Source organism: Mycobacterium sp. DL, assembly GCF_039729195.1.
Lineage (GTDB): Bacteria > Actinomycetota > Actinomycetes > Mycobacteriales > Mycobacteriaceae > Mycobacterium > Mycobacterium hippocampi_A.
This window is the reverse complement of sequence record NZ_CP155796.1, coordinates 5,804,920-5,830,507: the sequence shown is the minus strand read 5'-3', so window position 1 is coordinate 5,830,507 and position 25,588 is coordinate 5,804,920. Positions and strand designations below refer to the sequence as shown.

Annotated in this window: 26 protein-coding genes; 17 read left to right on the top strand and 9 right to left on the bottom strand. The window is 67.5% G+C overall.

Going from position 1 to position 25,588, the window contains the following annotated elements:
- The first annotated feature begins 127 nt into the window (after nucleotides 1–127).
- Nucleotides 128–1,018: an AMP-binding protein gene (locus ABDC78_RS27700; protein WP_178359736.1), complete on the top strand. Its 891-nt coding sequence runs from the start codon at nucleotides 128–130 to the stop codon at nucleotides 1,016–1,018.
- Nucleotides 1,015–1,560 carry a hypothetical protein gene (locus ABDC78_RS27695; RefSeq protein WP_178359646.1) on the top strand — a complete coding sequence of 182 codons (546 nt, stop codon included), beginning with the start codon at nucleotides 1,015–1,017 and terminating at the stop codon, nucleotides 1,558–1,560. The genes ABDC78_RS27700 and ABDC78_RS27695 overlap by 4 nt, the downstream gene beginning before the upstream one ends.
- Here the strand turns inward: ABDC78_RS27695 and ABDC78_RS27690 are convergent.
- The 3 genes from ABDC78_RS27690 to ABDC78_RS27680 all read right to left on the bottom strand — a co-directional run bounded on the left by ABDC78_RS27690 (nucleotide 1,500) and on the right by ABDC78_RS27680 (nucleotide 3,830).
- Nucleotides 1,500–2,138 carry an FMN-binding negative transcriptional regulator gene (locus ABDC78_RS27690; RefSeq protein ID WP_178359647.1) on the bottom strand — a complete coding sequence of 213 codons (639 nt, stop codon included), beginning with the start codon at nucleotides 2,136–2,138 and terminating at the stop codon, nucleotides 1,500–1,502. The genes ABDC78_RS27695 and ABDC78_RS27690 overlap by 61 nt on opposite strands.
- A gap of 23 nt (nucleotides 2,139–2,161) precedes the next feature.
- Entirely contained in the window at nucleotides 2,162–3,451 is a 1,290-nt protein-coding gene (locus ABDC78_RS27685) for an MFS transporter (protein ID WP_178359648.1), read from the bottom strand.
- A 64-nt stretch (nucleotides 3,452–3,515) separates the two neighbouring features.
- Nucleotides 3,516–3,830, bottom strand: coding sequence for a hypothetical protein (locus ABDC78_RS27680; protein ID WP_178359649.1), 315 nt, complete (start codon nucleotides 3,828–3,830; stop codon nucleotides 3,516–3,518).
- Between the two features lie 47 nt (nucleotides 3,831–3,877).
- Here ABDC78_RS27680 and ABDC78_RS27675 point away from each other — a divergent pair, with 47 nt between their 5' ends.
- The 4 genes from ABDC78_RS27675 to ABDC78_RS27660 all read left to right on the top strand — a co-directional run bounded on the left by ABDC78_RS27675 (nucleotide 3,878) and on the right by ABDC78_RS27660 (nucleotide 7,561).
- Nucleotides 3,878–4,333 carry a PPOX class F420-dependent oxidoreductase gene (locus tag ABDC78_RS27675; protein WP_178359650.1) on the top strand — a complete coding sequence of 152 codons (456 nt, stop codon included), beginning with the start codon at nucleotides 3,878–3,880 and terminating at the stop codon, nucleotides 4,331–4,333.
- Nucleotides 4,334–4,549: 216 nt separating this feature from the next.
- Nucleotides 4,550–5,785 (top strand): glycosyltransferase family 4 protein, encoded by a 1,236-nt coding sequence (locus ABDC78_RS27670; protein ID WP_178359651.1) that lies wholly within the window; start codon nucleotides 4,550–4,552, stop codon nucleotides 5,783–5,785.
- Nucleotides 5,779–6,504, top strand: a complete 726-nt coding sequence (locus tag ABDC78_RS27665; RefSeq protein ID WP_178359652.1) for a class I SAM-dependent methyltransferase — start codon at nucleotides 5,779–5,781, stop codon at nucleotides 6,502–6,504. Before ABDC78_RS27670 ends, ABDC78_RS27665 begins: the two co-directional genes overlap by 7 nt.
- Entirely contained in the window at nucleotides 6,497–7,561 is a 1,065-nt protein-coding gene (locus tag ABDC78_RS27660; RefSeq protein WP_178359653.1) for a prenyltransferase, read from the top strand. Before ABDC78_RS27665 ends, ABDC78_RS27660 begins: the two co-directional genes overlap by 8 nt.
- On the opposite strand, the gene ABDC78_RS27655 is transcribed toward ABDC78_RS27660, so the two are convergent.
- Nucleotides 7,558–8,262 (bottom strand): class I SAM-dependent methyltransferase, encoded by a 705-nt coding sequence (locus ABDC78_RS27655; protein WP_178359654.1) that lies wholly within the window; start codon nucleotides 8,260–8,262, stop codon nucleotides 7,558–7,560. The two genes, ABDC78_RS27660 and ABDC78_RS27655, sit on opposite strands and share 4 nt — an antisense overlap.
- 53 nt (nucleotides 8,263–8,315) lie before the next feature.
- Here ABDC78_RS27655 and ABDC78_RS27650 point away from each other — a divergent pair, with 53 nt between their 5' ends.
- Complete coding sequence (locus tag ABDC78_RS27650) at nucleotides 8,316–8,885, top strand: TetR family transcriptional regulator (RefSeq protein ID WP_178359655.1); 570 nt, start codon at nucleotides 8,316–8,318, stop codon at nucleotides 8,883–8,885.
- 3 nt (nucleotides 8,886–8,888) lie between these two features.
- Here ABDC78_RS27650 and ABDC78_RS27645 read toward each other — a convergent pair whose 3' ends face one another.
- On the bottom strand, nucleotides 8,889–9,470 hold the full coding sequence (locus ABDC78_RS27645; RefSeq protein WP_178359656.1) for a TetR/AcrR family transcriptional regulator: 582 nt from the start codon (nucleotides 9,468–9,470) through the stop codon (nucleotides 8,889–8,891).
- Nucleotides 9,471–9,569: 99 nt separating this feature from the next.
- Here ABDC78_RS27645 and ABDC78_RS27640 point away from each other — a divergent pair, with 99 nt between their 5' ends.
- Nucleotides 9,570–10,946, top strand: coding sequence for a cytochrome P450 (locus ABDC78_RS27640; RefSeq protein ID WP_178359657.1), 1,377 nt, complete (start codon nucleotides 9,570–9,572; stop codon nucleotides 10,944–10,946).
- Nucleotides 10,947–10,957: 11 nt separating this feature from the next.
- Here ABDC78_RS27640 and msrA read toward each other — a convergent pair whose 3' ends face one another.
- Together msrA and msrB are read right to left on the bottom strand one after the other, a co-directional pair.
- The gene (msrA, locus tag ABDC78_RS27635) at nucleotides 10,958–11,467 is read right to left on the bottom strand and encodes a peptide-methionine (S)-S-oxide reductase MsrA (RefSeq protein WP_178359658.1); all 510 of its coding nucleotides are present in this window, start codon (nucleotides 11,465–11,467) and stop codon (nucleotides 10,958–10,960) included.
- On the bottom strand, nucleotides 11,464–11,931 hold the full coding sequence (gene msrB, locus ABDC78_RS27630) for a peptide-methionine (R)-S-oxide reductase MsrB (RefSeq protein WP_178359659.1): 468 nt from the start codon (nucleotides 11,929–11,931) through the stop codon (nucleotides 11,464–11,466). Before msrB ends, msrA begins: the two co-directional genes overlap by 4 nt.
- Nucleotides 11,932–11,998: 67 nt before the next feature.
- On the opposite strand from msrB, the gene ABDC78_RS27625 reads away from it, so the two are divergent.
- The 4 genes from ABDC78_RS27625 to ABDC78_RS27610 are packed head-to-tail and all read left to right on the top strand — an operon-like array spanning nucleotide 11,999 to nucleotide 15,443.
- A complete protein-coding gene (locus ABDC78_RS27625; protein ID WP_178359660.1) occupies nucleotides 11,999–12,433 on the top strand; it encodes a hypothetical protein in 435 nt (144 codons plus the stop codon).
- Nucleotides 12,434–12,477: 44 nt separating this feature from the next.
- Nucleotides 12,478–12,984, top strand: coding sequence for a nuclear transport factor 2 family protein (locus ABDC78_RS27620; RefSeq protein WP_178359661.1), 507 nt, complete (start codon nucleotides 12,478–12,480; stop codon nucleotides 12,982–12,984).
- Nucleotides 12,981–14,030 (top strand): NAD-dependent epimerase/dehydratase family protein, encoded by a 1,050-nt coding sequence (locus ABDC78_RS27615; protein WP_178359662.1) that lies wholly within the window; start codon nucleotides 12,981–12,983, stop codon nucleotides 14,028–14,030. The genes ABDC78_RS27620 and ABDC78_RS27615 overlap by 4 nt, the downstream gene beginning before the upstream one ends.
- Nucleotides 14,031–14,060: 30 nt before the next feature.
- Nucleotides 14,061–15,443 carry an FAD-dependent oxidoreductase gene (locus ABDC78_RS27610; protein ID WP_178359663.1) on the top strand — a complete coding sequence of 461 codons (1,383 nt, stop codon included), beginning with the start codon at nucleotides 14,061–14,063 and terminating at the stop codon, nucleotides 15,441–15,443.
- Here ABDC78_RS27610 and ABDC78_RS27605 read toward each other — a convergent pair.
- Complete coding sequence (locus ABDC78_RS27605) at nucleotides 15,440–15,913, bottom strand: SRPBCC family protein (RefSeq protein ID WP_178359664.1); 474 nt, start codon at nucleotides 15,911–15,913, stop codon at nucleotides 15,440–15,442. The genes ABDC78_RS27610 and ABDC78_RS27605 overlap by 4 nt on opposite strands.
- On the opposite strand from ABDC78_RS27605, the gene ABDC78_RS27600 reads away from it, so the two are divergent.
- From ABDC78_RS27600 to ABDC78_RS27590, 3 genes are all read left to right on the top strand, one after another.
- Nucleotides 15,904–16,326 carry a DUF427 domain-containing protein gene (locus ABDC78_RS27600; RefSeq protein ID WP_178359665.1) on the top strand — a complete coding sequence of 141 codons (423 nt, stop codon included), beginning with the start codon at nucleotides 15,904–15,906 and terminating at the stop codon, nucleotides 16,324–16,326. The two genes, ABDC78_RS27605 and ABDC78_RS27600, sit on opposite strands and share 10 nt — an antisense overlap.
- A gap of 9 nt (nucleotides 16,327–16,335) precedes the next feature.
- Nucleotides 16,336–17,247 carry a DNA-3-methyladenine glycosylase 2 family protein gene (locus tag ABDC78_RS27595; RefSeq protein WP_178359666.1) on the top strand — a complete coding sequence of 304 codons (912 nt, stop codon included), beginning with the start codon at nucleotides 16,336–16,338 and terminating at the stop codon, nucleotides 17,245–17,247.
- 69 nt (nucleotides 17,248–17,316) lie between these two features.
- The gene (locus ABDC78_RS27590; protein ID WP_178359667.1) at nucleotides 17,317–17,865 is read left to right on the top strand and encodes a DNA starvation/stationary phase protection protein; all 549 of its coding nucleotides are present in this window, start codon (nucleotides 17,317–17,319) and stop codon (nucleotides 17,863–17,865) included.
- 4 nt (nucleotides 17,866–17,869) lie between these two features.
- On the opposite strand, the gene ABDC78_RS27585 is transcribed toward ABDC78_RS27590, so the two are convergent.
- On the bottom strand, nucleotides 17,870–18,673 hold the full coding sequence (locus ABDC78_RS27585) for a PaaI family thioesterase (protein ID WP_178359668.1): 804 nt from the start codon (nucleotides 18,671–18,673) through the stop codon (nucleotides 17,870–17,872).
- Between the two features lie 639 nt (nucleotides 18,674–19,312).
- On the opposite strand from ABDC78_RS27585, the gene gltB reads away from it, so the two are divergent.
- Complete coding sequence (gene gltB / locus ABDC78_RS27580) at nucleotides 19,313–23,902, top strand: glutamate synthase large subunit (protein WP_178359669.1); 4,590 nt, start codon at nucleotides 19,313–19,315, stop codon at nucleotides 23,900–23,902.
- Nucleotides 23,895–25,361 (top strand): glutamate synthase subunit beta, encoded by a 1,467-nt coding sequence (locus tag ABDC78_RS27575; protein WP_178359670.1) that lies wholly within the window; start codon nucleotides 23,895–23,897, stop codon nucleotides 25,359–25,361. Before gltB ends, ABDC78_RS27575 begins: the two co-directional genes overlap by 8 nt.
- The last annotated feature ends 227 nt before the right edge of the window (nucleotides 25,362–25,588 follow it).

Here is a 25,588-nt window from a genome sequence, read left to right as displayed (position 1 = left end):
GATAGCGGCTCTTTGGCCTTTCTCCAGGTTCGTGCTTCGGCTCTGGCTTCGGTTTCGGCGTGTACGTCTTACCGTCTTGGCCTATGACCGGTTTGGGTTTAGGTGCAACATTTGTTGCACCTGCTAGATCTCTTCCCACTGTCATGTCGGTGACGCCCACTGCATCGGCTATCGCCCTGTTGGACATCCCCGCTTCGGACAGTTCGGCCACGACCTCGCGGCGATCTACAGCCGTCCGTTTCGATTCAGGACGCTGACTCAGGAACACCCCAGCGCTGCCGATGCTCCTTCGGTACGCGCCCTGTCTGCTGATCCCACACACTCGGTTCCGCTTGATGCCTACCATTGGCTGAAACCGTGGGAGGTGTCACCAGGCTTGTGTATCTCTGGAATACTTGAGACCTCGCCGGTGTCCACACAGACACTGCCGACGGACTCGCTGGACCGCCGCGTCAGCACCGTCGGCCGGGTCGGACCGCACCTGGAGATCCAGATCATCGACGAGGCCGGCGCCCAGGTGCCGCGGGGCACCCCCGGCGAACTGTGCACGCGCGGCTACAGCGTGATGGCCGGCTACTGGGACGATCCCGCCAAGACCGCCGAGGCCGTCGACGCCGACGGGTGGATGCACACCGGCGACATCGCGGTGATGGACGACGAGGGCTACCTCAGTGTCACCGGACGCATCAAGGACATGGTGATCCGCGGCGGGGAGAACATCTATCCGCGCGAAGTGGAGGAGTTCCTCTACACCCATCCCGACATCGTCGACGCCCAGGTCGTGGGGGTGCCGGACGAGAAGTACGGCGAGGAACTGATGGCGTGGATCCGGGTCGCCGACGGGGCGCAGCCGCCCACCACCGACAGTCTGCGCGACTTCTGCGCCGGGCGGATCGCACACCAGAAGATCCCGCGCTACGTGCAGGTCATCGACGAGTTCCCGATGACCGTGACCGGCAAGGTGCGCAAGGTCGATCTGCGTGCCCGCGGAGAGGAACTCCTCGGCGGTGCCGGGTGAGGATCGCCGCGCTCCGGCTTCGACAGCGGGACGGCAGGACCTGCGGTCCCAGCGTGGCCGTCGTCGCGGGCGCACTGCTGGACCCCGGATACCGGTCGGGGCTCTCGGGTGGCGACGCCGGCCGCGCCTGGTTCTCCGCGGAGCAGCTCCGGGTGCACTCGATGGTGAACCGGGTGTGGCCCCGCGCGCTGGGAACCACACCCCTGGGAATGGCTCGCGCGCTGAATGTCCAGTCGAGAGGTGTCGGAGTGCGCTACCGGTGGCGGCTGTGGTGGGGTCGGCGCGACCGGTTGGCCGACGTCCTCGCCGCGGCCGGGTCGCGGCGTCCGGTGCCGATGTTGATCGGCCGTTACATCCCCAGGCACTGGGTGTTGATCGTGGACGCCTCCGAGGAACGGTTGCACTGTTACGAACCGTCCTCGGGGGAGATGCGCAGCGTCGGGGTCGACGCGGTCCGGTGGGCCAGGCTCAGTGGGCTGGGCTACCCGAGGCCGTTCGCATTCGTGGTGCCCAGGTCCGAGACACGTTCTGCCACAGCATGATCGGTAGATGAATCGGAGTCGCGAAGACCGGCTACCACGCCGTCTCGGTTGCGTTCGGGTTGGTTCTGGGACATCTTCGCCTTGCCTTGCACCGACGTGATCGTCAGCTCGATGCCGACGATGGCCTTCAGCTGGCCGCCGATGTAGGCCTCCGGTGCGTCGGTGACCTGCCAGGGCTCGGCCCGGCTCTGCTCGTGGTGGTCGGTCAGGCGGGTGACGAGAGCGCGAAGCCAGTTGGGGTCGTCGTGCGCGACGAGGTGGCCGTGAACGGTGAGGACGTCGTAGTTCCACGTCGGCACGACCCTGCCGGTCTCCTGTTTGGTGGCGTAGAAGCTCGGTGAGATGTAGGCGTGCGGACCGGGGAAGATCGCGACCGAGTCGCCTCCCGCCGTCTGCCAGTGGGGATTCGCGCGGGCGACGTGCCCGATCATCGAGTGCCGATCGGGGTCGTAGAGCAGCGGCAGCGCAGTGACCAGCAGTCCGTCGGCGGTATGGGTGACGAGGTGGGCGAACCCCGCCCGGGTGAGTGCGTCCCGGGTGTCCACGTCCGACAGTGCGAACTTCGGCGGGATGTACATGGTCGATCCAGACTAGAACCCGGCTATGGCGCGGGTTCCGTGCCGGTGGCAACCGCAGGTTGCGCGTCCACGGTCCAGTCGGGGGGCGCCTTCAGGCTCGCGAGAAGCAGACTGCTCGCACCCATCAGGATCATGGTGAGGATCAGGAAGTTCGAGTAGCCGCCGAAGTGATCGGAGGTGGCTCCGGCGGCCAGCGGGCCGAACGCGGTGCCCAGCGACAACGCCGCGACCAACCCGCCGAAGAGGCCGCCGAAGTTCTTGAGGCCGAAGTATCGCGAGGCGAGGTAGGCGATGACATCGACCTCGGCTCCCAGGGTCAGGCCGAACAGCGCGGCGGCGGCGGTCTGGCTCACCGGGTTGCCGCCGTCGAACAGCAGCAGGGCGCTGCCCACGATCGGCACCAGGTACGCGCACGCCCCGACGAAGCGACCCGAGAACCGGTCCAGCAGCACCCCGATGCCGAGACGGCCGATGATCGAGAAGACACCGACCAGTGAGGCGGCGCCCGCTGCGGCGAGCGGTTCGGCGCCCGCGTCGCGCAGAATCGGCACCAGGTGCACCACCACCCCCAGCGTGGTGAAGGCGAAGAGGCCGGCAGCGGCCAGAAGCTTGTAGAACGTCGCCGACCTCAGACCTTCGCCGAGTGTGAGCCCGGGCAGGTCGGCCGCTGCGGGCACCGGGATCGTCTGGCTGCGGACGGGCGCGGCTGTTCTGTCGTCCTGTGCGCCGCGGAAGAAGAACCCGACGACGACGAGGACGAGCAGACCCCACAGCACACCGAGGCCGAGAAACGCCCCGCGCCAACCCCATTCGCCGATCAACACAGTGGCCAGTGGCGGGAACACCGCGGCTGCCAGTGAACCCCCGGACAGCGTCACCGCGAAGGCGAGCCCGCGCGATGTCTCGAACCGGCTGGCGACCGCGGACGTCCACACGGTGGTCTGCACCCAGAAGGAGGCGAAGGCCAACAGCGCCCACAGCATGATCCAGTTGGCCATCGAACCCGTCGCCGTGGCCAACAGCGCGAAAGCCGCGGCCATGAGCGTCACACCGACCAGGCCCACCCGTCTGGGACCCAACCGGTCGACGGTCAACCCGATGGGCACCGCCGCCGCGGCGGCGGCCATGCCGACGATCGTCAGTCCTACCGAGGCCTGGGCGCGGCTCCAGCCGAACTCGTTCTGCAGCGGTTCCATGAACACGCCCAGGCAGTAGACGTGGATGACGCCCATCGAATAGCCCAGGCCGGCTGCAAACGGCACCGAGCCATATCGCCGCCATTCGGCGACTCCCGCGCTCCCGATTCCGGCCATGGCACTCCCTTGACAGTGATGGGCCAGATTGTAAAGACAGACAGGCGGGTGAGTGAGTGTTCGGTCAGGCCGACTTCGGTTCGACGGCTCCGCCTGCCTCGCTGATGCGTCGGCGCGCTTCGCCGACGGAGATGCGTAATCGGCGGGCCAGTACCTCGGCCCACGGCGCGCCGGCGAACTCGATCGGTGTCGGGCCGGCGACGAGCGCGCCGAGGAGGCGACGCTGCAGGGCGCCCACCGTCTTCTCCATCGCATCGAGTCGGATCAGCACGGCGCGCTGATCTCTCGGGGGCAGGGTGTGAACCGGCAGGGCTGCAAGGGCCTGCCAGGCCGCGTCCGCGGCGTTCAGGGCGGTCAGGATGTCATTGTTCGAACTCATGTTCGACACAGTACGGACGAGGTCCGACACGTCGATACATTGGAGACATGGCCCGAAAGCTCGCCACGGCCGACGTGGTCACCCTGCCCGAACTGCTCGACTTCGTCCGGCCGCGGCACCGCATGGTGCTGACGACGTTCCGGGCAGGCGAATCACTGCAGAGTTCGCCGGTGACGGGCGGGGTCGACGGCGAGGGGCGCATCGTCGTCGCGACGTACCCGCAGCGCGCGAAGTCGGCGAACATCCGGCGCCGCCCGCGCGCGAGCGTGGTGGTCCTGTCCGACGAATTCGACGGCCCTTATGTCCAGATCGACGGCCATGCCGAGGTGATCGATCTGCCGGAGGCCGTCGAGGGTCTCGTCGAGTACTTCCGGTCGGTGGCCGGCGAGCATCCGGACTGGGAGGAGTACCGCCAGGCGATGATCGACCAACGGAAATGCCTGATCAGAGTCACTCCGCAACGGTGGGGTCCGGTGGCGACAGGCGGGTTTCCGCCGCAATAAGCCAGGGTAAGCGGAAAGGGCTGGGCAGGACGCCCGACGGCGTCTGTGGTAGTCAGAGCTAGCGGTCGCGTTGCGTCAGCTAGCACGTCAAACTATAGTCTGGACACATGTCCAGAAGGGTCCGGGTTACTTGCTGCACACGATTCGACCAGCTCAGGGCGGCTATTGTTCCTGGATCACTGCGCCTTCGCGCCGTCCAGGGCATGTGAGCTGACCATGCGCATCGCCTTACTGTCCTACCGGAGCAAGACCCACTGCGGGGGCCAGGGCGTCTACGTCCGGCACCTGAGCCGCGGTCTTGTCGAACTCGGCCACGACGTCGAGGTCTTCTCCGGGCAGCCCTACCCCGAGGGCCTCGACCCCCGGGTGCGCCTGACCAAAGTGCCCAGCCTCGATCTCTACCGGGAGCCGGACCCGTTCCGCATCCCGATGCCCAACGAGATCAAGACCCGGATCGACCTGCAGGAGCTGTTCGCCACCTGGACCGCTGCCTTCCCGGAACCCAAGACCTTCAGCCTGCGTGCCGCGCGACTGCTGGCCGAGCGCCGCGACGACTTCGATGTGGTGCACGACAACCAGTGCCTGGGCACCGGGCTGCTGTCCATCGCTCGATCGGGCCTGCCGGTGGTCGCCACGGTGCACCACCCCATCACCCGTGACCGGGTCCTCGACGTGGCCGCCGCCAAGTGGTGGCGCAAGCCGCTGGTGCGCCGGTGGTACGGATTCGCGGAGATGCAGAAGACCGTCGCCCGGCTGATCCCCGAGTTGGTCACCGTGTCCTCGACATCGGCCGCCGACATCGCCGAGGATTTTGCCGTCAGCGCCGACCAACTCCACGTCGTACCGCTCGGGGTGGACACCGAACTGTTCCAACCGTCACCGCACCGGGTGCGCAACCGGATCATCGCCATCGCCAGCGCCGACGTCCCGCTCAAGGGTGTCAGCCACCTGCTGCACGCGGTGGCGCGGCTGCGCGTCGAACGTGATCTCGAGCTGCAGCTCGTCGCCAAACTGGAACCCAACGGCCCGACCGAGAAGCTCATCGCCGAGCTCGGCATCTCCGACATCGTGCACAGCTCGAGCGGGCTGAGCGATTCGGAGCTGGCGAGTCTGTTGGCCTCTGCCGAGGTCGCCTGCATCCCGTCGCTGTACGAGGGCTTCTCGTTGCCGGCCGTAGAGGCGATGGCCAGCGGCACCCCGATCGTCGCCAGCCGGGCGGGCGCGCTTCCCGAGGTGGTCGGCGCCGACGGCGAATGCGCCCGGCTGGTCAAGCCTGCCGACGTGGACGAACTGACGAATGTGCTTGGCGAACTGCTCGATTCACCGATCGAGCTGCGCAGACTCGGTGCCAACGGACGCCGCCGTGCTCTAGACGTCTTCAGTTGGGAATCCGTCGCCGCGCAGACCGTGGCCGTGTACGAGCGGGCCTGCGAAAGGGTTGCACGATGCTGACTGTGGACTTCGACCGACTCGGAGTCGGGGCCGGAACCAAGGTCATCGACGTCGGTTGTGGCGCGGGACGGCACACCTTCGAAGCTTTCCGACGAGGTGCCGACGTGGTCGGATTCGACCAGAGCGCATCGGATCTCAACGACGTCGACGAGATCCTGCAGGCGATGAAGGAGCAGGGGGAGGCGCCCGCATCGGCCAGAGGTGAGGCCGTCAAGGGTGATGCCCTGGAGTTGCCCTACGGCGACGGCACATTCGACTGCGTCATCGCCTCGGAGATCCTCGAGCATGTTCCCGCCGATGACCGTGCGATCGCCGAGTTGGTACGAGTCCTCAAACCCGGTGGTGCCCTGGCGATCACGGTTCCACGCTGGCTTCCCGAGCGGATCTGCTGGGCACTCTCGGACTCCTACCACGCCAACGAGGGCGGGCACATCCGCATCTACCGCGCCGACGAGTTGCGCGACAAGGTCGTCGCCCACGGCCTGGAGTTGACCCACACCGAACACGCGCACGCCCTGCATTCACCGTTCTGGTGGCTCAAATGTGCTGTCGGAACCGAGAAGTCGAACAATCCGGTGGTGGCTGCCTACCACAAGCTGCTGGTCTGGGACATGATGAGTCAGCCGTGGCTGACGCGCACCGCCGAGTCGGCCCTGAACCCGCTGATCGGCAAGAGCGTGGCACTCTATTTCCGCAAGGCCGACGTCGCCGATGGCTGAGATCCCCAGCGTGCCGGGTGTGTTCACCACTGAGCAGTGTCTGCAGACAGCGGAGTCGATCGCCGCGACGCAGGAGTCGACCGGGGCGATCCCCTGGTCTGACGGTGGCCACACCGACCCGTGGGATCACATCGAGAACGCGATGGCGCTGACGGCCGCGGGACTGCTCGGCCCGGCGCGGGCAGCCTTCGAGTGGTCGCGCCGGACGCAGCGACCCGACGGAACCTGGCCGATCCAGCTACGTGACGGCGTCGTCGAGGATCCCAACAGCGACAGCAACTTCTGTGCGTACATCGCCACCGGCGTCTGGCACCACATCCTGGTGACCGACGACCGGCGGTTCGCCGAGGCGATGTGGCCCGTGGTCGCCAAAGCCATCGACTTCGTTCTCGAACTCCAGGGCAGTACGGGCGAGATCGCCTGGGCGCGAAGCCCTGCCGGTATCGCCGACGAGGCACTGCTGACAGGTTGCGCGAGCATCCACCACAGCATCCGATGCGCGTTGGCGCTGGCCGACTACATCGGCGTACCGGAGCCGGAATGGGAGGTGGCGGTCGGGCGACTCGGTCACGCGATCGCTCACCACCCCGAGGTGTTCGTCACCAAGGACCGGTGGTCGATGGAGTGGTACTACCCGGTGCTCGGCGGTGCGTTGCGCGGGTCGCAGGCGCAGGCCCGCATCGACGAACGCTGGGACGATTTCGTCGTCGAGGGTCTGGGAATCCGCTGCGTCGACGACCGTCCGTGGGTCACCGGAGCCGAAACCTGTGAGCTGGTAATGGCTCTGGAGGCTCTCGGCGACCGGGAGCGGGCCCACCAACAGTTCTCGGCCATGCATCACCTGCGGGAGGGCGACGGCTCCTACTGGACGGGTCTGGTCTACTCCGACGGCAAGCGCTGGCCGGTGGAGCGCACCACCTGGACGGGTGCCGCGGTGATCCTCGCCGCCGACGCGCTGTCGTCCACCACGCCCGGCTGCGGCATCTTCCGCGGTGCGGATCTGCCGAGAGGCCTTGAGGGCGAATACGATTGCGAGTGCGCAACCAGCGAGCGCTAGGCGAGGCCGAGCGTTCCCACTCGTCCTGCCGCCCGCTCGAGCACTCGCATCGAACCGGTGGCCCGGATCTCACGGAACTCGCCGGTGTCCAGCGCCCGACGGTAGATGAGGTACGGCGCGCGACCGCCGTCGGCCGGATCGGGAAAGACGTCGTGGATGATCAACGCGCCACCGACGTCGACCCACCGGGCCCAGCCGTCGAAGTCGCGGTTGGCCGCCTCCTCGGTGTGGCCGCCGTCGATGAACAACAGCCGCAACGGAGTTCGCCACCCCCTGGCCACCACGGGGGACCGTCCGACGATGGCGACGACGTGGTCGTCGAGGCCGGCGGCGTCGAGGGTGTGCCGCATCGTCGGCAGAGTGTCGAACAGGCCGGTGACGGGGTCGACCATCGTCGTGTCGTGGTACTCCCACCCGGCCTGGTGTTCCTCGGACCCGTGATGGTGATCGACGGTGTAGACCAGTCCGCCGGTCTGCTTGGCGGCAGCGCCCAGCATCACCGTCGACTTGCCGCAGTAGGTGCCGATCTCCACACCGATGCCGTCCCCCAAATAGCCGACGGCAGTGTCGTACAGCGCGCGGCCCTCGTCCGCCGGCATGAAGCCGGTGACGCCTTCGGCGAGTTCGAACAGGGCGGCGGCGGCCGGTGGCAGTGCAGTGCCGCTTTCGGGTTGACCGCTTACCTCGGTCGTGTGGTTCATCTGGCCCAACTTACCGTTGCTGGCCCCTGCCAGTTGTAGTAGCGTCCGGACATGTGTCCGATCCGGCTCTGGAGTCGACTCGGCGCCGGTTGACGGCCAGGCAGGCCGACACCGTGGACCGGTTGGGCCGAGCCGCCGTCGATCTGCTCAGTCGTGAGGGTTTCGCCGGTCTGACCGTGCGGCGGGTGGCTGCGGAGGCGGGCGTGGGAGCAGCCACGGCGTACACATATTTCTCGTCCAAGGAGCATCTGGTCGCCGAGGTCTTCTGGCGCCGTCTGGCCGGTTCGCCGTGCACTCCCCAGGACACCGGCGATCGGGCGGCCAAGGTGGTCCAGGTTCTCGGGCACATCTCGCTCCTGGTCGCCGACGAACCCGAGTTCGCGGGCGCCGTGACCACTGCGCTGCTGGGCCGGGACCCGGATGTCGAGGTCCTCAGGCTCCGCATCGGACGCGACATCAGGGATCGACTCGCCACCGCGCTGGGGCCGGACACCGATCCCGATGTCCTCGACTCGCTGGAGATGCTCTACTCGGGTGCGCTGGTGCGGGCGGGCATGGGGTACGCGTCGTACGAGGAGATCGCCCAGAAGTTGGAGAAGTCGGCGCGGTTGGTGCTGGGCTGATCTCTACGAAGGGCCGAGCATCGCTGTCCCGGCGGCGACCGCGGGTTCGATGATGCCGGCGATGTCACCGCCGTCCTCGACGAACAGCGCTGTGAGTTCGCGCAATCCACCGAGAAGGATCAGGGCCATCGGCCGCGAGATCGGGGTCAGGTGTGCACGCCGGAAACCCGGGCTGTCGGTGAGGGTGACGAGCATGTCGGTCAGGAGGTCCATGGCCTGGCGATGCAGCGGGCGGGCCACCGCGCCCAGCGCGGGAGCCTCGCGGATCCAGCTCAGGGTCACGGCGGGCCGCGCCCCGATGTGGTCGACGTATGCGCCGACCGCCTGGCGGATCTGCACCCGCCAGTCCGCTTCCCCGTCCACGGTCGCCTGGATGCCGGCGATCAGATCGTCGTTGTTGCGGCGCAGCAGTTCGATCAGACAGTCCTCCTTGCTGGCGAACTGTTCGTAGAAGGTGCGCTTGGAGGTCCGGGCGTGGCGCACGATGTCGGCGACGGTGCTGTCCCGGTAGCCACGTTCGCCGATGGACGAGGCCAGGCCGTCGAGAAGGCGGTCGGCCACCGCGGCGAGCACCGGAGTCGTCATGACCGCTCCTTCACCCTTGCGCCGTCGTGGTACCACCCGGTACCGTACCGGAGAAGTCTGCGGTACACCGTAGTACCACCGATCGACCGGGAGATTCCGATGAGCGAAGCCACGATCGTGACGCCGGCTCCAGCCGCCCCCACCGACCCCGCGGAAGCTGCCGCGCCGCCGCTGCCGGTCCGGTTGCCGCCGACCCCGCCCCTGCCCAAGTTCCTGCAGGGCCTCGGCTTCTCGGTCTCCCGCAAGTGGACGGTCGCGCAGATCGTCCGCCGCTGCGGTGACGTCTTCACGCTGACGCTGCCGGTGTTCGGACGGACGGTGATCGTCACCGACCCGGCACTGGCCAAGCAGTTGTTCATGGCCAACACCGACGATGTGGGCAACATCCAGCCCAACCTGTCCCGAGTGCTCGGCTCGGGGTCGGTCTTCGCCCTCGACGGGAAGGATCACCGCCGCCGCCGCAAGCTGCTCACACCGCCGTTCCACGGAAAGAGCATCAAGAACTACGAAAAGATCTTCGAAGAGGAGACGCTGCGCGAGGCCGCGGACTGGCCCGAGGGGCAGGCCTTCGAAACCCTCGAGCCGATGATGCGGATCACGCTGAACGCAATTCTGCGGGCGGTGTTCGGCGCCGACGGTGCGCAGCTCGACGAGTTGCGCCGGATCATTCCGCCGTGGGTCACGCTCGGTTCGCGCCTGGCGGTGCTGCCGACCCCGACCCGCACCTACGGCCGATTCAGTCCCTGGGGGCGGCTGGCCGCCTATCGGCGCCGGTACGACGAGGTGATCGGTCGGCTGATCGACGCGGTGCAGGCCGACCCGGACTTCGAGACGCGCGACGACGTGCTCGCGCTGCTGTTGCGCAGCACCTACGAGGACGGCTCGACGATGTCGCGCCAGGACATCGGTGACGAACTGCTCACGCTGCTGGCGGCCGGACACGAGACCACGGCAGCGACCCTGGGGTGGGCGTTCGAGCGCATCAGTCGCCACCCCGAGGTGCTGGCCGAGTTGGTGGCCGAGGCTGACACCGACGCAGGCGAGTACCGGCAGGCGACCATCCTGGAGATCCAGCGATCGCGCACTGTGATCGACTTCGCCGGCAGGCACGTCTACGCTCCCACGTTCCAGCTCGGGGACTGGGTCATCCCGCAGGGGTATTCGATCGTCGTCGCGATCGGTCAGGTGCACCACCGGCTGCAGGAGTTCCCGGACCCGGAGCGCTTCGATCCTCAGCGCTTCATCGGCGAGCGGCCGAACACCTTCGCCCACATTCCGTTCGGCGGCGGCACCCGCCGCTGTGTCGGCGCCGCGTTCGCCAACGTCGAGATGGACATGGTGCTGCGAACGGTGTTGCGGCACTTCGTGATCAGCACGACCACCGAGGCGGACGAGAAGTCACACTCGCGGGGGGTCGCCTACACCCCCAAGGACGGCGGCCGCGTCATCCTGCACCGCCGCCGCCCTGCCGTCTGACTGTCGCGGGATCAGACCTCGGCGCGTTTGGGCAGCTTCCAGCCCGGCCGCGGGAAGTGACAGGTGTAGCCGCTGGGGTAGCGCTCCAGGTAGTCCTGGTGCTCGGGTTCGGCGTCCCAGAATTCCGGCGCCGGGCTCAGTGCGGTGACGACCTTGCCCGGCCACAACCCGGATGCATCGACGTCGGCGATGGTGTCCTCGGCGACCTGGCGTTGCTCGTCGTCGACGTAGAAGATCTCCGAGCGGTAGCTCGTGCCGACGTCGTTGCCCTGGCGGTCCTTGGTCGTCGGATCGTGGATCTGGAAGAAGAACTCCAGCACCGCCCGGTAATCGGTCTGCTCGGGGTCGTAGACGATCTCGATGGCCTCCGCGTGCCCGGGGTGGTTGCGGTAGGTCGGGTGGTCGTTCTTGCCGCCGGTGTATCCGACCCGGGTGGACACGATGCCGGGCTGCTTGCGGATCAGATCCTGCATCCCCCAGAAGCAGCCGCCCGCCAACACTGCGCGCTTGTAGTCGCTCACTTGTGTTCCTTTCCTGCCGGATTCATGAAAAGTCCCTTGTACTCTGCATACCCCTCCGCCTCGAGATCGTCGAGGTGGACAAAACGCAGGGCCGCCGAGTTGATGCAGTACCGCAGGCCGCCTTCGTCGCGCGGACCGTCCTTGAAGACATGGCCGAGATGGCTGTCGCCGTGGGCGGAACGCACCTCGGTGCGAGGCAGCAGGAGCTTGAAGTCACGCTTCTCCACGACGTTCTGCCTCTGGATCGGTTTGGTGAAGCTCGGCCACCCCGAACCGCTCTCGAACTTGTCGACCGAGGCGAACAGCGGCTCTCCGGACACCACGTCGACGTAGATGCCGGGTTCGTGGTTGTCCCAGTACTCGCCGGTGAAGGGCCGCTCGGTGCCGTCGGTCTGGGTGACGCGGTACTGCTCGGGTGACAGCGCGGCGACGGCCGCGGGGTTCTTGTTGTATTTATGTGTCATAGTGCCGGTATAACCGTTTGTGCTGCGGTTTTAATCCGAATCGTTGGCTCCGCATTACGCTCGGGCCATGCGCAACGGTGCGGGTGTACTTGCGGTTTTTCTGGTGCTCGCGATGGCATGCGGTGCCGCACCGGCGACCGCCCAGCCGATGCCCGAACCGCCGCCGATCCCGGTCCCGGTCCCGGAAGTGTTGGCAGGGACTCCCGCATTGATGTTCACCGACGAGCCGGCGATCGTCGACGGCCACCCGATGCACCCCGAGGCGTGGAGCCGCACCACCGACGACCGTGTGGTCCGCCTGCATTTCACCACCGGGACTCCGGAGTGTTTCGGGGTGACCGCACGCGTCCACGAAACAGCCGACGACGTGGTCGTCGACCTGCGCTCCGGAACGCTGCCCCAGGCGGTGGGGCGGGCCTGCATCATGATCGCGGTGTTCGGGGGGCTGGATGTCCCGCTGCAGAATCCGCTGGGCGCACGGCGTGTGCTGAGCCTCGCCTGATCGGCGCTCGACAACCGCGGGTAGAACGTGTTCTAGTTCCTGGTGTGGCGGCCAACACTTTCTCCAGGGAAGAACTCGTAGCTGCGTTCGGGGAGTTCGAGAGGACGGTCGACCGCGCGGCGCAGACCCGCGACTGGGATCCATGGGTTGACCAGTACTCCGACGACATCCTCTACATCGAGCACGCGGCCGGGACGATGCGCGGCCGTGAGGAGGTGCGACCCTGGATCTGGAAGACCATGGAGACCTTCCCGGGCAGCTACATGACGTCGTTCCCGGCGCTGTGGCGGGTCTACGACGAAGCCTCGGCTCGCGTCATCTGCGAACTCGACAACCCGATGCGCGACCCGGGGGACGGCACGATCATCAGCGCCACCAACATCTCGATCGTCACCTACGCCGGTGACGGGAAATGGTGTCGGCAGGAGGACATCTACAACCCGCTGCGGTTCGTCTCGACGACGGTGAAGTGGTGCAGGAAGGCCGCGGAACTCGGCACGCTGCCCGATGTCGCAGCGGAGTGGATGGCCAAGTTCGGGCCCCAGAAGTGACCGGACCGTCTCCCGTCGCTTCGCTCGCCCCGGTCCTCGTGATCGGCGCCAACGGTTACCTCGGCAGCCACGTGACCCGTCGGCTGGTGGCCGACGGCCGGGACGTGCGGGTGATGGTGCGCGAGGGCGCGAACACCATCGGCATCGACGATCTGACGGTGACGCGGTTCATCGGGGACATCTGGGACGACGCGGTGCTGCGGCAGGCGATGACCGGCTGCGATGTCGTCTACTACTGCGTTGTGGACGCCCGCGGCTGGCTGCGTGATCCCGCACCGCTTTTCCGCACCAACGTCGAGGGCACCCGCAACGTCCTCGACGTCGCCGTGGAACCCGCTGTCGCCGAGAGGCTGGAGAAGTTCGTCTTCACCAGCAGCTATGTGACCGTGGGACGTCGGCGTGGCCGCGTCGCCACCGAGTCGGACACCATCTCCGACCGCGGATTGACGCCGTACGTCAGGTCGCGAGTGCAGGCCGAGGATCTGGTGCTGGACTACGCCCGCTCCCGGGGGCTGCCCGCCGTGGCCATGTGTGTGTCCACGACCTACGGCGCCGGTGACTGGGGACGCACCCCGCACGGCGCGATCATCGCCGGCGCGGCATTCGGCAAGCTGCCGTTCGTGATGAGCGGCATCGAACTCGAAGCGGTGGGCATCGACGACGCCGCCGACGCCATGGTGCTGGCAGCGGAGAAGGGCCGCGTCGGGGAGCGCTACCTGATCTCCGAGAGGATGATCTCCAACGCCGACGTGGTGCAGATCGCCGCCGACGCCGCGGGCGTCCCTGCGCCGACGAAGAAGATGCCGCTGGTGCTGTCCTACGTGCTGGCGGCGATGGGCAGCGTCAAAGCGCGGTTGAAGGGCACCGACGAACGCTTGTCGCTGGACTCGCTGCGCTTGATGCGCGCTGAGGCGCCCGTCGACTGCAGCAAGGCGAAGCGCGAATTGGGTTGGCAGCCAAGGCCGGTCGAGGAGTCCATCCGGGAAGCCGCGAAGTTCTGGGTGGGCCTGCGTGCTGCCAAACGGGCGAGCAAGCCCGCCGGTTGAGGACCGCGCTCCGGCTGCCACAATCGGTAGGTGTCCACCCGAGCGCCCATCAACGGCCACGTCTCGCACTGGTTCGACGGTGCGCCGGTCCCTCGGGACCCGCTGCCCGGCAGCCGTGAGGCCGACGTCTGCATCGTCGGTGCCGGGTACACCGGGCTGTGGACGGCCTACTACCTGAAGAAAGCCGATCCCGGGCTGCGCATCGTGGTGCTCGAGGCCCGGTTCGCCGGTTTCGGGGCGTCGGGCCGTAACGGGGGCTGGCTGTCGGGTCTGGTTCCCGGCGACCGGGAGCGGATGGCGCGCCGGCACGGGCGTGACGGCGTGGTGGCCTGGCAGCGGGCGCTCAACGAGGCCGTCGACGAGGTGATCGACGTCGCCGCCCGCGAGTCCATCGACGCCGGGATCGTCAAGGGCGGCACCCTCGAGATCGCCCGCAATCCGGCCCAGGCGTCGCGGCTGACCGCAGCTCTGGAGGCCGAACGGCGCTGGCAGATCGACGGTATCGAGGAGCTCACGAAAGAGGATGCCGCCCAGCGCATTCGACTCGACGGCGTCGTCGCGGCCTACCACAATCCGCACTGTGCCCGAATCCAACCGGCCATGCTGGCACGGGGCCTTGCCGACACCGTCGAAAGGCTCGGCGTCGCCGTCTACGAGCGCTCCCCGGTCCTCGAGATCAGCGCCGGCCGCGCATCCACGACGTGGGGGACGGTCAGCGCCCCGGTGGTCGTGCGCGCCACCGAGGGCTTCACCACGACCCTGCCCGGTCTGAAGCGTCGATGGCTCCCGATGAACAGTTCGATGATCGCCACCGACCCGATACCGGCAGCACGCTGGGACGAGATCGGCTGGCAGGGCCGGGAGACCCTGGGCGACACCGCGCACGGCTTCTTCTACGCCCAGCGCACGGCCGACGACCGGATCGCCCTCGGGGGGCGCAGCGTGCCGTACCGGTTCGGATCCAGAACCGACCGTGACGGACGGGTGCCCGAACACACCATCGCGCACCTGCGCGACACCCTGCACGCCATCCTCCCGCAGGTCGCCGACGTGCCGATCGCCCACGGCTGGTGCGGTGTGCTGGCGGTGCCGCGGGACTGGCAGGCGGGGGTCGACTACGACAGGGCGACCGGGCTGGGCTGGGCGGGTGGCTATGTCGGGCACGGCGTCACGGCCACCAACCTCGCGGCGCGCACCCTCGCCGATCTGATCCTGGACCGGACCACGCCGCTGACCGCCCTGCCGTGGGTCGGTCACCACTCACGCGCATGGGAACCGGAGCCGCTGCGGTGGTTGGGAGTGCGCGGAATGTACCTGGCGTACAAGGCCGCCGACCGGCACGAGGCCCGCGGGAGATCTCACACGTCCCCGATCGCGGTGGTGGCCGACAAGATCGCCGGGCGTCCGCACTAGATCTGTTCGGCGCGCTCCTTGAGCCGCTGCAGGGTGATCCTGATGTGTTCGGTGTTGGCGGCGGTGCGGTCCCTGATGCCGGTGGTCAGCGCCGCGGGCCTGAGAATCCACCGGGGTCGGCGGTCCCATGCGGATTCGGTGACGGTGCAGCCGACATCTGTCGCCGCGATGTCGTAGCGCCAGTGGGCGATCGGCACGATGCCGAAGGACCGTACATCGAAGGCGAACGCCCGGCCCGGATCGGCAGCGGTCACCGTGCACTTCGTGGTCCACGTGTGGGAGCCGTTGCGGTTCTGTCCCGAGAACACCGCCCCGGGGCTCGCGGTCTCTCCCTTTCGCCACTGCATCGTCTCGGCTTCTTCGGCCAGAGCGGCCAGCGTGGGCAGATCGGTGAGCAACGCGTACACCGCGGCGGGGTCGGCGGCGATCGTGACTGATCCCTGGGCGTCGGGTGCGGCCGATGAGGTCATATCGGGGATGTTATCGGCCACCGCTGTCGTTGAACGACGACGTGACCCGACCCGTACTCGAACCCACAGCCGAGCACCCCATCACCGTCGAACCGACAGGCGCCCGCGTCACCGTCCGCATCCACGGACAAGTGGTCGCCGAATCCGATGCCGCGCTCACCCTGCGGGAAGCCAGCTATCCCGCGGTGCAGTACATCCCGATCGCCGACGTCGTCGCCCAGTTGACCCGCAGCGACACCGAAACGTACTGCCCGTTCAAGGGGGACGCCGGCTACTACCACCTGCAGACCGCTGACGGAGGAACCGTCGACGACGCGGTGTGGACCTACGAGGAACCCTTCCCCGCGGTCGCCGCCATCGCAGGTCACGTCGCGTTCTATCCGGACAAGGCCGATGTCGGTGTAGACGCCTAGGCTGGCGTCGTGCCCAGCTCGGCCAGCGTGGTCTTCGACGGACCCGCCAGTCCGGGTCTGACGCTGTCACCGTTACGTCGCGGCAGGGGAGACCCCTGCTATCACGTCGGCGCCGACGGGGCGATCTGGCGGACCAGCGTGATGCGCAGCGGCGCGGTCACGGCCCGGATCTGCCGGGGGGCGCCCGACACCGTCGACTGCGAAGCCTGGGGGCCGGGTGCGGACGAGTTCACCGACGGGTTGCCCGCTCTACTGGGCGCCGACGACGACGCGACGGCGTTCCAGCCCGTCGAGCCGACCCTCGCTGCGGCCCGGCGTCGGGTCCCTCACCTACGGCTCGGTCGCACCGGCCGCGTCCTGGAAGCACTGCTACCCGCAATCTTGGAGCAGCGCGTCTACGGCATCGATGCGCACCGTGGCTGGCGTCGCCTGGTCACCCGGTTCGGCGCGCCGGCACCCGGACCGGGGCCTGCGCATCTGCGGGTCCCGCCGACCGCCGACGCCTGGCGGCGGATCCCGTCGTGGGAGTTCCACCGGGCCAACGTCGATCCCGGCCGGGCCCGCACGATGGTGGGATGCGCCCAGCGTGCGGATGCGCTGGAGAGGCTGGTCAAACGCCCCGCAGAAGCGGCGCGTGCGGCGTTGATGTCGCTGCCCGGCGTGGGGGAGTGGACGGCCGCCGAGACGGCGCAGCGGGCCTTCGGCGACGCCGACGCGCTGTCGGTCGGTGACTATCACCTCGCGAAGATGGTCGGTTGGAGCCTGCTCGGGCACCCGATCGACGACGCACAGATGCTCGACCTGCTCGAGCCGGTCCGTCCGCACCGGCACCGGGCGGTGCGGACGCTGGAAGCCAGTGGACTCGCCGTTAATCCGCGGTTCGGGCCGCGTGCGCCGATCCCGAATCTGGCCGAACTGTGACGCTCCCCGCACGTGATTATCGCCTTGTCCGCCCGGGTACACGACGCGGGACAAGCGAAGGAGCTGACCATGACTTCATTCACCGTGCCCGGCATGTCCGCAAAGGACGGCGCCGAGGTGGCAGAGCTGCTGCAGAAGGCGCTCAGCCGGTACAACGACCTGCACCTGACCCTCAAGCACATCCACTGGAACGTGGTGGGCCCGAACTTCATCGGTGTGCACGAGATGATCGACCCACAGGTCGAGCTGGTTCGCGGATACGCCGACGAAGTGGCCGAGCGCATCGCCGCCCTGGGCAAGTCACCGCTGGGTACTCCCGGAGCCATCATCAGCGACCGCACCTGGGACGACTACTCGGTCAACCGTGACACAGTGCTGGCCCACCTGGCCGCGCTCAACCTGGTCTACAACGGCGTCGTCGAGGACACCCGCAAGAGCATCGAGGTGCTCGGCGACCTCGATCCGGTGTCCGAGGACATGCTGATCGGCCACGCGGGTGAACTCGAGAAGTTCCAGTGGTTCGTGCGGGCACACCTGGAGAACGCCGGTGGCGAGTTGGTCACCGAGGGCGCCGCCAGCGAGAAGGCTGCAGCGAGCAAAGCCAAGAAGAAGTCCTAGAGATTCACCGATACGCGGTCAGTCGGGCCGTCAAGGCGACCCTGCCGTCGGCCCCGACTGCCTGCGTCTCCGCCACCCCGCTGCGGCGACCCGCATGCAGCGGTCTGGCGACGTAGTGGGCTTCGGCGCCGCCGTGGAACGGCCGTAGAAAATTCACCCGGAGCGAGGCGGTGCGGAACAGCGTTTCCGCGCCGTCTCGATTCAGTGCCGCGGAACCGACCAGTTCGAGTCCCATCGACGACACCCCGCCGTGCACCGCGCCCACTGCGTTGTTGAGAACCGGGTCGTCGTGCTGCATCAGAACCGTTGCGGTTCCCCCGGTTTCACCGATCTGCACTGCCATCAGTTCGGCCAGCGTCGCGCCGACCGTCGACCCCGCGGGGCCGTCGGGCCACGTGGCCACGTCGTCGGGAACGCTGATGTAGAAGGAGCGGACCGTCGCGGTCGCGACGATGTCGTCGCCGACGCTGAGTTCACACAACGCCAACGCCGAAGTGCCCTTCCGGCCCAGCGGGCGCGATGTGCCCACGACCTGGTCGTCGGGGTGGCGGTTGATCACGTCGACGGCGTCGGGCGTCACCTCGAGGGACAACTCGCTCGAGACCGTCCACTCTCGCGGCGCACGGCGACCGTGATTGCTCAAACCGCCGATATGGTCGACCAGCATCGCCAGCGGGGCGATCGTCGGCGCGCCGGTCAGCGGATTGAGCATGCCCGCGGCCGGAATGGAGGCGACGCAGCGCTGTGGGCCCTCGTCGGTGGTGTCGATCCCGAAGCGACCGAGCGGGGTGTTCAGCGGGTGAGGCACCCCTGCAGCCTGACGGCAGGCGCGATCAGCCCATACCCGGGGTGGGTATATCGAATGCCCGGCCACGGCACCCGGAGCCGTCGAGCCGTCGGCAAGCGCCCCAGGCCTCCGCCGCGGCAGACAAAACCGCTGGCGGACAGCGGAATACGGCACGCCGCCAACACCGCGGGCGATTCGGTTGCCCGAGGCGATGTCCGGTGCCCCCGCGACGGGTTTCTAAGAATCCGACTAAGCTTTTGCGCAAATTTTGCGGACGGCGTCGTTGCAGCACAGAATGAGAAAAAAATGTGCACAGCAAAGTTTCTTTCGATCAGGTCGCTGGGGGTGATCTTTCCCTCACCCGTGGCCACTGATTCCTGGCGCAGCGAAAAGGATGCCGCGGCAACGTTATTGGCCCGTAACCGGGGCGGGAACGCATTGCCCGGACGACGCAGCCGGCGAATCTACTTAGGGCGGACTAAGTTGGCATGTCAGTGGCCCTTTGTCATATCGTTTTCACCACTTGTGGCGAGTGGGAAAAGGGCCGTCGTTCGGTGCTGCACGAAGGTACCTCCATCGCCATACCGGCTAACGCTCTCGTCGACGGTTGCCGTCCCTGCGCTCCGCGAAGGCGTGTGCACGAAAATAAGGTAGGTGGGAATGGCGCCCAGTCGTCAAGGGCTGTACAACCCCGCGTTCGAGCACGATGCGTGCGGCGTGGCGATGGTGGCCGACATGCACGGCCGTCGCAGCCGCGACATCGTCGACAAGGCCATCACCGCCCTGCTGAACCTCGAGCACCGAGGCGCCCAGGGCGCGGAGCCGAACACCGGCGACGGTGCCGGCATCCTGCTGCAGGTGCCCGATGATTTCCTGCGGGCGGTCGTCGACTTCGAACTGCCCGAACCGGGCGCCTACGCCACCGGTATCGCCTTCCTGCCGCAATCGTCGAAGGACGCGGCCACCGCGTGCGAGTCGGTGGAGAAGATCGCCGAGGCCGAGGGGCTGCACGTTCTCGGATGGCGCGACGTGCCGACCGACGACTCCTCGCTCGGGGCGCTGGCCCGCGACGCGATGCCGACCTTCCGCCAGGTGTTCATCGCCGGCGCGTCCGGAATGGATCTGGAACGCCGCGCCTACGTGGTGCGCAAACGAGCTGAACACGAGCTCGGCACCAAAGGGCCCGGTCAGGACGGCCCGGGCCGCGAAACCGTCTACTTCCCAAGCCTTTCCGGTCAGACCTTCGTGTACAAGGGGATGTTGACGACACCGCAGCTGCGAGCGTTCTACCTCGACCTGCAGGACGACCGCCTGACCAGCGCATTGGGCATCGTGCACTCGCGGTTCTCCACCAACACCTTCCCGTCGTGGCCGCTGGCGCACCCCTTCCGCCGGGTTGCGCACAACGGTGAGATCAACACCGTGACCGGCAACGAGAACTGGATGCGGGCCCGGGAAGCGCTGATCAAGACCGATGTGTTCGGCGGCCAGGATCTCGACAAGATCGTCCCGGTCTGCACCCCGGGGGCATCGGACACCGCACGCTTCGACGAGGTGCTCGAACTGCTGCATCTGGGCGGACGCAGTCTGCCGCACGCCATGCTGATGATGATCCCGGAGGCCTGGGAGCGCCACGAGTCGATGGACCCCGCCCGCCGGGCCTTCTACCAGTACCACGCCTCGCTGATGGAGCCGTGGGACGGCCCCGCGTCGGTGTGCTTCACCGACGGAACCGTCATCGGCGCAGTGCTGGACCGCAACGGCCTGCGCCCGTCGCGGATCTGGGTGACCAGTGACGGCCTGGTGGTGATGGCGTCGGAGGCCGGTGTCCTCGACCTCGATCCCGCCACCGTCGTCAAGAAGATGAGGCTGCAGCCCGGCCGCATGTTCCTCGTCGACACCGCGCAGGGCCGGATCGTCGCCGACGAGGAGATCAAGGCCGAACTCGCCTCCGAGCAGCCGTACCGGGAGTGGCTCGACGCCGGGTTGTTCAACGTCGACGAGCTGCCGCCGGGTGACTACGTGCGCATGCCGCACCACCGCGTCGTGCTGCGTCAGCAGGCGTTCGGATACACCTACGAAGAGTTGAACCTGCTGGTCGCGCCGATGGCGCGAACCGGCGCCGAAGCCCTCGGGTCGATGGGCACCGACACCCCCGTCGCGGTGTTGTCGGCGCGGCCCCGGATGTTCTACGACTACTTCCAGCAGTTGTTCGCCCAGGTGACCAACCCGCCGCTGGACGCCATCCGCGAAGAGGTCGTGACCAGCCTGTCGGGCACCGTCGGTCCGGAGGGCGACCTGCTCAATCCGGGCGCCGCGTCGTGCAGGCAGATCGTCCTGCCGCAGCCCATCCTGCGTAATGCCGAGCTCTCGAAGCTGATCTGTGTCGACCCCGACCACGAGATCCGGGGCCACAAGCACGGGTTGCGCGCGGCGGTGATCCGCTGTCTGTACCCGGTGAACCGCGGCGGTCAGGGCCTCAAGGAGGCGCTCGACAACGTCCGCGCCAAGGTGTCGTCGGCGATCCGCGACGGCGCACGCATCATCGTGCTGTCCGACCGCGAGTCCAACGAGCAGATGGCGCCCATCCCGTCGCTGCTGAGCGTGTCGGCCGTGCATCACCACCTGGTGCGGGAACGCACCCGCACCCAGGTCGGCCTGGTCGTCGAGGCGGGCGACGCCCGCGAGGTGCACCACATGGCGTGCCTGGTCGGCTTCGGCGCCGCGGCGATCAACCCCTACATGGCATTCGAGTCCATCGAAGACATGGTCGATCGCGGAGTGATCGCCGACATCTCCAGCGATCAGGCCAAGGCCAACTACGTCAAGGCTGCCGGCAAGGGCGTGCTCAAGGTGATGTCCAAGATGGGCATCTCCACCCTGGCCTCCTACACCGGTGCCCAGCTCTTCCAGGCCATCGGTATCAGCCAGAAGGTGCTCGACGAGTACTTCACCGGACTGTCGTGTCCGGTCGGCGGCATCGACCTCGACGACATCGCCGACGATGTCGCCGCGCGGCATGCGCTGGCCTACCTGGACCGGCCCGACGAGTGGGCGCACCGCGAACTCGAGGTCGGCGGCGAATACCAGTGGCGCCGCGAGGGCGAGTACCACCTGTTCAACCCCGATACGGTGTTCAAGCTGCAGCACGCGACGCGCACCGGGCAGTACTCGATCTTCAAGGAGTACACGTCGCTGGTCGACGACCAGAGTGAGCGGATGGCCTCGCTGCGCGGGTTGCTGAAGTTCCGCGAGGGTGACCGTGCGTCCGTACCGATCGACGAGGTGGAATCCGCCGCCGAGATCGTCAAGAGGTTCTCGACCGGGGCGATGAGCTACGGCTCGATCTCCGCCGAAGCCCACGAGACGCTCGCCATCGCGATGAACCGACTCGGTGGACGGTCGAACTCAGGTGAGGGCGGTGAGTCCGTGTCGCGGTTCGACCGCGAGGAGAACGGCGACTGGCGCCGCAGTGCCATCAAACAGGTCGCCTCGGGCCGGTTCGGCGTGACCAGCCACTACCTGTCCAACTGCACCGACATCCAGATCAAGATGGCCCAGGGCGCCAAACCCGGTGAGGGCGGCCAGCTTCCGGGGCACAAGGTGTACCCGTGGGTGGCCGAGGTGCGCCACTCGACCCCCGGCGTCGGCCTGATCTCGCCGCCGCCGCACCACGACATCTACTCGATCGAGGATCTGGCCCAGCTGATCCACGATCTGAAGAACGCGAACCCGCAGGCGCGGGTGCACGTGAAGCTGGTGAGCGAGAACGGCGTCGGGACCGTCGCCGCCGGAGTTTCCAAAGCGCACGCCGACGTCGTGCTGATCTCCGGTCATGACGGCGGCACCGGCGCCACCCCGCTGACGTCCCAGAAGCATGCGGGCGCTCCGTGGGAGCTGGGCCTGGCGGAGACCCAGCAAACGTTGCTGCTCAACGGTTTACGGGACCGCATCGTCGTCCAGGTCGACGGCCAGCTCAAGACCGGCCGCGACGTCGTGGTCGCCGCGCTGTTGGGCGCCGAGGAGTTCGGGTTCGCCACCGCGCCGCTGGTGGTGGCGGGCTGCATCATGATGCGTGTCTGCCACCTCGACACCTGCCCGGTGGGGGTGGCCACGCAGAACCCGGAATTGCGCAAGCGATTCAACGCCAAGCCTGAATTCGTCGAGAACTTCTTCATGTTCATCGCCGAGGAAGTCCGCGAGCTGATGGCGCAGTTGGGATTCCGCACCGTCAACGAGATGGTCGGACAGGTCGGCGCACTCGACACCGCCCAGGCCGCCAAGCACTGGAAGGCCCACAAATTAGACCTCGCGCCGGTGCTGCACGAGCCCGAATCGGCGTTCATGAACCAGGATCTGTACTGCAGTTCGCGCCAGGACCACGGTCTGGACAAGGCGCTGGACCAGCAGTTGATCGCGCAGTGCCGGGAAGCACTGGATTCCGCTTCACCGGTGCGGTTCTCGACGACGATCAGCAACGTCAACCGCACAGTCGGCACGATGCTCGGCCATGAGGTGACCAAAGCGTATGGCGGTCAAGGACTTCCTGACGGCACGATCGACATCACCTTCACCGGCTCGGCGGGCAACAGCTTCGGGGCGTTTGTGCCCAGCGGCATCACGCTTCGGGTGTACGGCGACGCCAACGACTACGTCGGCAAGGGCCTGTCCGGTGGTCGGGTGGTGGTCCGGCCGTCCGAGGGGGCGCCCGCTGACTATGTGGCCGAGGACAACATCATCGCCGGCAACGTGATCCTCTTCGGTGCCACCAGCGGCCGGTTGTTCCTGCGCGGTCAGGTCGGTGAGCGATTCGCCGTGCGTAACTCCGGCGCGCACGCGGTCGTCGAGGGTGTCGGCGACCACGGGTGTGAGTACATGACCGGCGGCCGGGTGGTCATCCTGGGCCCGACCGGCCGCAACTTCGCCGCGGGAATGTCCGGCGGTGTCGGTTTCGTCTACGACCCCGATGAGGTGCTGGCCGACAACCTCAACGCCGAGATGGTGGAACTCGAGGCACTCGAGGATTCCGAGTCCGAAGACGCCGTGTGGCTGCGCGGCATGATCCAGGAGCATGTTGACGCTACCGATTCGGCGGTGGGACAACGGATTCTGGCCGATTGGAGCGTTGAATTGAGGCACTTCAAGAAGGTGATGCCGCGCGACTACAAGCGCGTGCTGGAGGCGATTGCCGAGGCCGAACAGACCGGCGCGAACGTGGACGAGGCGATCATGGCGGCCGCGAATGCCTGATCCCCGCGGATTCCTGAAGGTCACCCGTCGCGAGACCCCGCCCCGGCGTCCGGTCGACCTGCGGCTGCGCGACTGGAAAGAGGTCTACGACGAGTTCTCCCACGACACGCTCAAGTCGCAGGCAGGCCGATGCATGGACTGCGGTATCCCGTTCTGCCACAACGGGTGCCCGCTGGGAAACCTCATCCCCGAGTGGAACGACCTGGTGCGTACCGATCGGTGGCGTGATGCCATCGAGCGGTTGCACGCGACCAACAACTTCCCCGAGTTCACCGGTCGGCTGTGTCCGGCACCGTGCGAGGGCTCGTGCGTGCTGGGTATCAACCAGGACCCGGTGACCATCAAGCAGGTCGAGGTCGAGATCATCGACAACGCCTTCAACGAGGGCTGGGTGGTGCCACTGCCACCGGATCGGTTGACCGGCAAGACCGTCGCCGTCGTGGGCTCCGGACCCGCGGGTTTGGCTGCGGCGCAACAGTTGACGCGGGCCGGGCATACGGTGACCGTTTTCGAGCGGGACGACCGGATCGGCGGTCTGCTGCGTTACGGCATCCCGGAGTTCAAGATGGAGAAGCGCCACATCGACCGGCGCCTCGATCAGATGCGCGCCGAGGGCACCGAGTTCCGCACCGGCGTCAACGTGGGTGTGGACGTCACCGCCGCAGAGCTGCGCTCCCAGTTCGACGCGGTGGTACTGGCCGGCGGGGCGACCGCACGCCGTGACCTGCCGATCCCGGGCAGGGACTTCGAGGGTATTTACCAGGCCATGGAGTACCTGCCCTGGGCGAACCGGGTCCAGTTGGGTGACTCGGTGGTCGACGACGACGGTCAGCCGCCCATCACGGCCAAGGGCAAGAACGTCATCATCATCGGTGGTGGCGACACCGGGGCGGACTGCCTGGGGACCGCCCACCGGCAGGGTGCGGCCAGCGTGCATCAGTTCGAGATCATGCCGCGGCCCCCCGAGACACGGGCGGATTCGACCCCGTGGCCGACCTACCCGCTGATGTTCAGGGTGACCTCCGCGCACGAAGAGGGCGGTCAGCGGGTTTATTCGGTGAACACCGAACAGTTCCTGGGCGACGACGGCAAGGTGACCGCACTGCGCGGCCACGAGGTCGAGATGAAGGCCGGCAAGTTCGAGAAGATCGACGGGACCGATTTCGAGTTACCCGCCGACCTGGTGCTGCTGGCCATGGGATTCACCGGTCCGGAACGTGAAGGGCTGCTGTCCGATCTGCGGGTCGAGATGTCCGACCGCGGCAACGTCGCCCGCGACGATGCCTTCGCCACGTCGGTGCCAGGGGTCTACGTCGCCGGCGACATGGGACGCGGACAGTCTCTGATCGTCTGGGCGATAGCCGAGGGGCGCGCCGCGGCCGCCGGTGTGGACCGCTATCTGATGGGGCGTACTGCGTTGCCGGCGCCGATCAAGCCGACCATGGTGCCGCAGCGATGAGCGCTTGCGCCGGTCAGCGCTTGCGCCTCTCAGCGTCGAGTGTGACCTGAGGGCTGTGCACGGGGGCGGTTTCACGACCCTGGTCTCACTTTCGCCACCGTGACCGGTTTCACACCGTCACTTCCGTCACATTGACCACTCCAGTCACAATAAAAACATCCGATCTTTACTCGGCGTGCCTCCTTCAGTTAGCCAGCGCGGAGGTATCTAATGACTCGGTAAGGGCG